We start from the raw sequence: 7,479 nt of genomic DNA on the forward strand, positions 1-7,479 counted from the left end.
GGCCATGAAAGAAAAAATCCTGGAAATGTTACTGGCTAGTCCGGGAAAGCCTATCTCAGGGGAGGAAATATCCCGTTTGCTTGGGATTTCCCGTACAGCTATCTGGAAACATATTCAAGCCCTGCGGGCAGAGGGGTATGAAATTGAATCCCGAACCCGACAGGGCTATCGGCTTTTGCAACAGCCCGACCTTTTAACGGGGCAGAGTATCTGGCCTTATCTGATCGCGGATTTACGGGAACGCATTAAAATCTTTCATTTTCACCAGCTGGATTCTACTAACATTTATGCCCGTAAACTGGCTACGGCCGGGGCACCGGAAGGCACTGTAGTTATAGCTGAAAGCCAGTGGGCGGGCAAGGGGCGCAAAGGCCGCAGCTGGCAGTCAGCCTCAGGCAAGGGGATGTGGTTAACTCTCGTTTTACGGCCGCCTATCCTGCCTCGGCAAACTACATTATTACCTTTACTGACAGCGGTGGCAGTGGTGGAAGCGGTGGAAAAAACGGTGCCTGGAGCGGCATGCGGAATTAAATGGCCCAATGATGTGTTGGCGCAAAATCGGAAGCTGGCTGGTATATTAACAGAAATGAGCGCAGAACTTGATATGGTCAATTTCGTCCTGGTGGGTGTAGGGGTTAATCTTAACCAGGATGAGGAAGATTTTGCGCCTGATTTGCTTGGTACAGCTATTTCTCTGAAACAGCTGGCAGGCGATAAAGTCAATCGCGGCCAGTTTACTGCTGCTTTTATTAATGCCTTCTGGAAGCTATATGAGCGCTATTTACAGGAGGGGGCCCAGGCAGTACTGGGGCCCTGGCGTCAAAAGGCGCTGGTGCTGGGAAAAGAGGTTATCATTCATGAATATACCGGTGACTGGGCGGGTATGGCCCTGGATATTGATGAGGAAGGGGCTTTGCTGGTTCGTGATGAGCAGCAACAAATACGCCGGGTTTTAGCTGGAGATGTTACTTTACGGCTCGGGGAGGGGCAAAAAAATGATACTGGTTTTTGATGTGGGAAATACCAATATTGTTCTGGGGGTCTATGAAGAGGGAGAGCTGATTAGACATTGGCGGGTAACTACTGACCGGCACCGGACAGCAGATGAGTATGGAATGCTGATTTTTAATCTTTTTGCTCATAGCAACCTGAAACCACAGGATATAAAAGCCATTGTCATTTCCTCGGTTGTACCACCGGTAATGCCGGCACTAGAACGCATGTCCCGCCGCTATTTCAAAATTAATCCTCTCGTAGTGGGGCCGGGGGTAAAAACTGGAATGCCCATCAAATACGATAATCCGCGGGAAGTGGGGGCAGACCGCATTGTCAATGCTATTGCCGGTTATGACCTGTATGGCGGGCCCTTGATTATCGTTGATTTTGGTACAGCTACCACTTTTTGTGCCATTTCCCGCCAGGGTGAGTATCTTGGTGGAGCGATTGCGCCGGGAATTGGCATTTCGGCAGAAGCTCTGTTTTCCAGAGCGGCCAAGTTGCCACGGATTGAGTTAGCCAAGCCTAAAACAGTGATTTGTAAAAATACCGTGAGCAGTATGCAATCCGGGGTTATCTATGGTTTTGTCGGTCAGGTCGATGAAATAGTGCGCAGAATGAAGAAAGAACTAGGGGGAGAGGCTTTTGTAGTGGCAACCGGCGGTCTGGCGGGTATGATTGCCTCTGAAAGCAGCACTATCGACAAAGTGGATCCCTATTTGACTCTTACTGGTCTGTACTATATTTATCAACGCAACAAGGATCACTGGCAGTTTGAAATGGAGGAATAGTCAATGAAAATTGGTGGAGTCAGGCTGGCCAATCGGGTTTTTGCTGCGCCGATGGCTGGTGTGACGGACCGCTCTTTTCGCCAGCTGGCCCGTGAAATGGGCTGTGGTCTGGTTTATACGGAAATGATTTCTGATCTGGCTTTGCTGTATAGCAATAAAAAGACACTGGAAATGGTGGACATAGGTGATGAGCCCAAACCTATAGCGGTACAGATTTTTGGCTCCCGACCGGAAGAGATGGCCCGCGCAGCAGAGCTGGTAGAAGAGGCAGGAGCGACTATTATTGATATCAATATGGGGTGTCCGGCGCCAAAGATTGTCAGAAACAATGAAGGGGCCGCCCTCATGCGTGATCCTGAACTGGCGGGGCGGATTGTGGAGGCGGTTTGTTCGGCGGTAAAAGTGCCGGTTACTGTGAAGATGCGCAAAGGCTGGGACGAGAATTCAGTAAATGTCCTGGAGGTGGCCAAAATTGTGGAGGCTGCCGGTGCTAAAGCGGTAACCATCCATGGGCGTACCCGCAGCCAAATGTATAGTGGCCAGGCGGATTGGCGCATTATCGCAGCAGTTAAAACTGAATTGAAAATACCGGTAATAGGCAATGGCGATATCTGGACTCCCCAGGATGCGGCGCGTATGCTGGCTGAAACTGGTTGCGATGCTGTGATGATTGGCCGGGGCGCCCTGGGCAATCCCTGGATTTTTCGCCGTACAGTTCACTACCTGGCAACCGGTGAACTGTTGCCGGAGCCGACGGCTGCTGAAAAGGTACAAATGGCCAAAAGGCATCTGGATCTGTTACTGGCGGAAAAGGGAGAATATATTGCGGTTAGGGAAATGCGTAAACATGCAGCCTGGTATGTTAAAGGATTACGGGAAGCCACCCGTTTGCGAGAAGAAATCAATAAGGCAACTTCGGCCCAGGAAGTTAAAGATTGTTTAGACCAGTATCTTGCTCACCTGTCTAGGTGAGTATTTTTTTTCGCCAGGTAAGGAATAATTATGGGTAATCGGAATTTATTAGTGATAGGAGGTTAAGGACATGTTAAAAGTAGTGAGCATAAGCCTGGGTTCTTCCAGTCGCAATCATACTGTGGAGACGGAAATTGCCGGTAAAAAAATAATGTTAAGCCGTCTGGGTACAGATGGGGATTGGCTAAAAGCACGGCAATTGTTTTGTGAATTGGATGGCAAAGTGGATGCCTTTGGTCTGGGGGGAATGGATTTGTATGTTTATATTGCCGGTAAAAGATACACTTTCCGGCAGGCAGTCAGGTTGATCGAAGGGGTACATACGCCGGTTCTGGATGGAAGCGGGCTGAAAAACACCCTGGAGAAACATGTTATTAATCTATTACAGGAGGAAGGGATAGTTAAGTTCGTTGATAAAAAAATTTTGCTGGTTTCCGGGGCGGATCGTTTTGGTATGGCAGAAGCTTTGATACAGACTGGAGCCCAGGTGGTTTTCGGGGATTTATTATTTGGCCTGGGATTGCCTTTTCCTATGTATAATTACCAGACTTTCTGCCGCGTGGCCCAGATGGTTTTGCCGCTGATTACCCAAATGCCTTTTTCTTTGCTCTATCCAACTGGAGAAAAGCAGACTGTCAATACTCCTAAGTTTACCCGCTTCTTCGCAGAGGCGGATATCATAGCTGGAGATTTTCTGTTTATCAAACGCTATATGCCCGGAGAACTGGAGGGGAAAATTATTATAACCAATACGGTAACCGCTGCTGATATCAAGGAATTAGCGGATAGGGGAGTACATAAAGTTATTACTACCACACCTGAATTTCAAGGCCGTTCTTTTGGGACCAATGTGCTGGAAGCTATGCTGGTAGCCCTAAGCGGAGCGAAAACAGCTTTAACCGCTGAAGAGTATCTGGAAATAATCCAGCGTTTTGAAATCAGGCCGAGGGTGGTGGATCTAAGGGTAGCTTAAAAGTAAATGGAGGGATGGGGATTGTCGGGTTTTGCTTTTATACTTCACCCTCTGAAGGTGGGGGATTATTACCGCAAATTCCCCTGGGCACGTTTTTTACCGGAAAAATGGGCCGAGCGGGGTTTGGCTCATTTGCCCCCGCTGGTCCTGGGCAAAATCGAAGGTCTGCCAGTGGAGGGCTGGCTGATCAGTTGTCCCTTAACCACGACCATGCTTGTAAATCAGCCCTATCCCAAGGTGCACCGGGTCTTACTCAAGTCAGGTCAGCTGGCGACAAAACTTGGGGCCAAAATAGTAGGCCTGGGAGCTTTTACTGCTGTGGTGGGCAATGGCGGGAGGGAGCTGGCCGAGGAATTGCCCATCGCTGTTACCACTGGCAACAGTTATACGGTGGCGACAGCTGTCGAGGGGCTGGAGACAGCAGCTAAATTGGTAGGGTATGATATCAGTAAGGAGGAAGTAGCTGTAATAGGCGCTACTGGCTCTATAGGGCGAGTATGTGCCTTTTTGTTAGCCAGAAAATTCCCCTACTTAAACCTGGTGGGAAGAGACCAGCGAAAACTGGAACGGGTGGCCCGGGATCTTTTGCGAGAAACGGGAGTAGCTGCGGCTATTACTACTGATGTGGCTAAAGCTTTAAGGCGATCGGCCCTGGTAATATCTGCGACCAGCAGCCGGGATGTTGTTATCCATCCTGCTCACCTAAGGCCAGGAGCGATTGTCTGTGATGTGGCCCGCCCCCGGGATGTGGCACGGGAGGTAAATGAGGCAAGGCCGGATGTACTGGTAATTGATGGCGGCCTGGTAGAGGGCCCCGCCGGTCTCGTTTCTACCTTTAACTTCGGTTTACCGGCAGGAACCTTTTATGCCTGCATGGCGGAGACGATGATTCTGGCACTGGAAGGACATTATCAAAATTATTCCCTTGGTAAAGAATTAACTATTGAACAGGTTGAGAAAATAGCGATGCTGGCTCAAAAACATGGATTCAGGCTAAGCAGGTTACGCAGTTTTGATCAACCGCTGGCCGAGGAGAAAATTAACAGAATAAAAACAATTGTGGCTGCCTATAATAATGGTCGCCTGCAGCCGTTGAATCCTGCGGAATTTCTTGACAATGCAGGTAGCTAATTTTATAATTAAAAATTAAGGTGTGTTGGTTCCTGGTTTAACCTGCACAAAAAAGGAGAGAGATATATGGAAAAAGAAGTTATTTTAACCCCAGAGGGATATCGGAAATTGGAAGAGGAACTGGAGGAACTGAAAACAGTCAAGCGTCGTGAAGTAGCTGAAAGGATTAAGCAGGCTATAGAATTTGGCGATATAAGTGAAAACTCCGAGTATGAAGATGCCAAAAATGCTCAGGCATTCATCGAAGGGCGGATCTTGACTCTAGAAAAGATGCTGCGCAATGCTCGCGTAATCAATGAAGGGGATATCCACACCGATGAAGTAAGCCTGGGTAGCAGGGTATTGCTTAAAGACCTGGAATTTGGCGATGAGGTAGAATATTCGATCGTAGGCACGGCGGAAGCAGACCCTGCTCAAAATAAGATTTCCAATGTTTCGCCGGTAGGTAAAGCGATTCTGGGAAGACGCAAAGGAGAAATTGTAGAAGTAGACGTCCCGGCAGGTAAGCTGAGATATCAAATTCTCGATATTCACTAGGCAGACAACCGGCTGTGTAGCCGGTATTTCCTTTTTCATTAGGAGGGACAAGCATGGAAACACAGGAACGGGAATTAAATGAGCTGCTACTGGTAAGAAGAGAAAAACTACAGGAATTGCGTAATAAAGGGATTGAGCCATTTGGTGGCAAATTTGAGCGTACCCACTTAAGCCAGGAAATTATCGATAACTTTGGTGAGTTAGAGGGACAAAAGGTTATCATTGCAGGGCGAATCATGGCCAAAAGAGGCCATGGCAAGGCATCATTTGCTCATCTTCAGGATGGGGCAGGTTTGATTCAAATTTACGTCAGAGTTAATGATGTTGGAGAAGAAAACTATGAACTCTTTGTTAAAGCTGATATAGGCGATATTATCGGAGTGGAAGGAACAGTATTCAAAACCCAGAGGGGTGAAATCACTGTTTCTGCTACAAAAGTGACTATGCTGGCCAAATCCCTGCGGCCTCTTCCGGAAAAGTGGCATGGTCTAAAGGATGTTGAATTGCGTTATCGCCAACGCTATGTAGATTTGATTGTGAACCCGGAAGTTAAGCAAACTTTTATTTTACGCAGCAGAATTATCCGGGCCATCCGCAACTTCCTGGACCAAAAGGGCTTCCTGGAAGTGGAAACACCCATGATGCAGCCCATTGCAGGGGGAGCAGCTGCCCGCCCCTTCATTACCCATCATAATGCCCTTGACATGACGTTATATTTGCGGATAGCACCAGAACTGTATTTAAAAAGGTTACTGGTTGGCGGCTTTGAGAAAGTATATGAAATAAACCGTAACTTTAGAAACGAAGGCATTTCTACAAAACATAATCCGGAGTTCACTATGCTTGAGTTATACCAGGCCTATGCTGATTACAATGATATGATGAGGTTGACGGAGGAGCTGATTTCTACTGTCGCTCAAGAGGTTCTTGGTACGACTCGAATTGTTTATCAAGGGACTGAAATAGACCTAGCGCCCCCCTGGCGAAGAGTCCCTATGCTGGAGGCAATTAAAGAGCACACTGGTATTGACTTTACAAGAATTAATACCGATGAAGAAGCACTGCAAGCTGCTAAATCGGTAGGCGTAGAGCTAGATAAACAGGCTACGCGCGGAGATGTTATTAATGAGGTATTTGAAGCAAAAGTTGAACCTCATTTAATTCAACCTACATTTATTATCGGGCATCCGGTTGAAATTTCCCCTCTGGCTAAGCGTAATGCGGAAGATCCGCGCTACACTGACCGGTTTGAGTTATTTATTTTCGCCCGCGAAATGGCCAATGCTTTTTCTGAATTAAATGACCCTATTGATCAAAAAGAGCGCTTTTTGAAACAAGTTGAAAAGCGTAGCGCCGGCGACGATGAGGCTCATATGATGGATGAGGATTACATAAATGCACTGGAATATGGAATGCCGCCTGCTGGTGGACTGGGTATCGGTATCGACCGGCTGGTGATGCTATTAACCGACTCGCCATCAATACGGGATGTTATCTTATTTCCTCATATGCGTCCAAGGGATTAAAGAGCAGCGAAAGCTGCTCGTTTTTTATGAAAGAAAGAGTATGGATGAAGAGTTTTAAAAAAACAGCAGATTATGAAAACTGCACAGTATTGCGACCAAGGTCAGATGATGATATATTATGTCTTGTCGCGGCGCTGAGGAAGCGCGATTGACAGACAGGAAGAGTAATGTTAGAATAATTTTCGCAAACCGCAGCAAAAAGTGTTGACAAAGACATAAAGCTGTGGTATGATAACAGACGTCGCTGATACGAGGTTCGAAGTTCGAGGTACGAAGTTCGAACAGGAAAGCAACAATACTGAGGTTGATTAGAGGCGAGCAGATGACGCAGTAATGCGAAGCCTATAATCAACCGAGCTAAATGAGGTTTTTTAGAAGCGAGTATGACAAGGCGCCAGCAAGGAGAGGCCGCAGGCGTACTGGAGGTACGTCGAGGACCTCGACGCAGACGGGAACGCAGTCAGACGAAGCTTATAAAAAACCGAACAGATCCTTGAAAACTGAACAGGATGTTCTACACCGTAAAACGGACTCGTCAGTTTCACGAGTAACT

Annotated in this window: 7 protein-coding genes; all 7 read left to right on the top strand. The window is 47.5% G+C overall.

From position 1 onward, the window contains the following. Window positions 1-4 precede the first annotated feature (4 nt). Window positions 5-1,012, top strand: a complete 1,008-nt coding sequence (locus JDF658_RS00745; RefSeq protein ID WP_078666192.1) for a biotin--[acetyl-CoA-carboxylase] ligase — start codon at window positions 5-7, stop codon at window positions 1,010-1,012. Then, complete coding sequence (locus tag JDF658_RS00750) at window positions 996-1,787, top strand: type III pantothenate kinase (RefSeq protein WP_078666193.1); 792 nt, start codon at window positions 996-998, stop codon at window positions 1,785-1,787. Before JDF658_RS00745 ends, JDF658_RS00750 begins: the two co-directional genes overlap by 17 nt. A 3-nt stretch (window positions 1,788-1,790) precedes the next feature. After that, complete coding sequence (gene dusB / locus JDF658_RS00755) at window positions 1,791-2,759, top strand: tRNA dihydrouridine synthase DusB (RefSeq protein WP_078666194.1); 969 nt, start codon at window positions 1,791-1,793, stop codon at window positions 2,757-2,759. Window positions 2,760-2,829: 70 nt separating this feature from the next. Continuing rightward, window positions 2,830-3,732: a quinate 5-dehydrogenase gene (locus JDF658_RS00760; RefSeq protein WP_078666195.1), complete on the top strand. Its 903-nt coding sequence runs from the start codon at window positions 2,830-2,832 to the stop codon at window positions 3,730-3,732. Between the two features lie 21 nt (window positions 3,733-3,753). Continuing rightward, on the top strand, window positions 3,754-4,863 hold the full coding sequence (locus JDF658_RS00765) for a shikimate dehydrogenase (RefSeq protein WP_107752698.1): 1,110 nt from the start codon (window positions 3,754-3,756) through the stop codon (window positions 4,861-4,863). A 66-nt stretch (window positions 4,864-4,929) separates the two neighbouring features. Then, window positions 4,930-5,400: a transcription elongation factor GreA gene (greA, locus tag JDF658_RS00770; RefSeq protein ID WP_078666197.1), complete on the top strand. Its 471-nt coding sequence runs from the start codon at window positions 4,930-4,932 to the stop codon at window positions 5,398-5,400. Window positions 5,401-5,453: 53 nt separating this feature from the next. Next, the gene (gene lysS / locus JDF658_RS00775; protein ID WP_078666198.1) at window positions 5,454-6,926 is read left to right on the top strand and encodes a lysine--tRNA ligase; all 1,473 of its coding nucleotides are present in this window, start codon (window positions 5,454-5,456) and stop codon (window positions 6,924-6,926) included. Window positions 6,927-7,479: the final 553 nt, after the last annotated feature.

It is taken from the genome of Carboxydocella sp. JDF658, from assembly GCF_002049395.1.
Lineage (GTDB): Bacteria > Bacillota.

What these genes read in the sequence shown, in the direction of transcription:
- JDF658_RS00745 (WP_078666192.1), top strand. Translation starts at nt 5, where the DNA reads ATGAAAGAAAAAATCCTGGAAATGTTACTGGCTAGTCCGGGAAAGCCT.
- JDF658_RS00750 (WP_078666193.1), top strand. Translation starts at nt 996, where the DNA reads ATGATACTGGTTTTTGATGTGGGAAATACCAATATTGTTCTGGGGGTC.
- dusB (WP_078666194.1), top strand. Translation starts at nt 1,791, where the DNA reads ATGAAAATTGGTGGAGTCAGGCTGGCCAATCGGGTTTTTGCTGCGCCG.
- JDF658_RS00760 (WP_078666195.1), top strand. Translation starts at nt 2,830, where the DNA reads ATGTTAAAAGTAGTGAGCATAAGCCTGGGTTCTTCCAGTCGCAATCAT.
- greA (WP_078666197.1), top strand. Translation starts at nt 4,930, where the DNA reads ATGGAAAAAGAAGTTATTTTAACCCCAGAGGGATATCGGAAATTGGAA.
- lysS (WP_078666198.1), top strand. Translation starts at nt 5,454, where the DNA reads ATGGAAACACAGGAACGGGAATTAAATGAGCTGCTACTGGTAAGAAGA.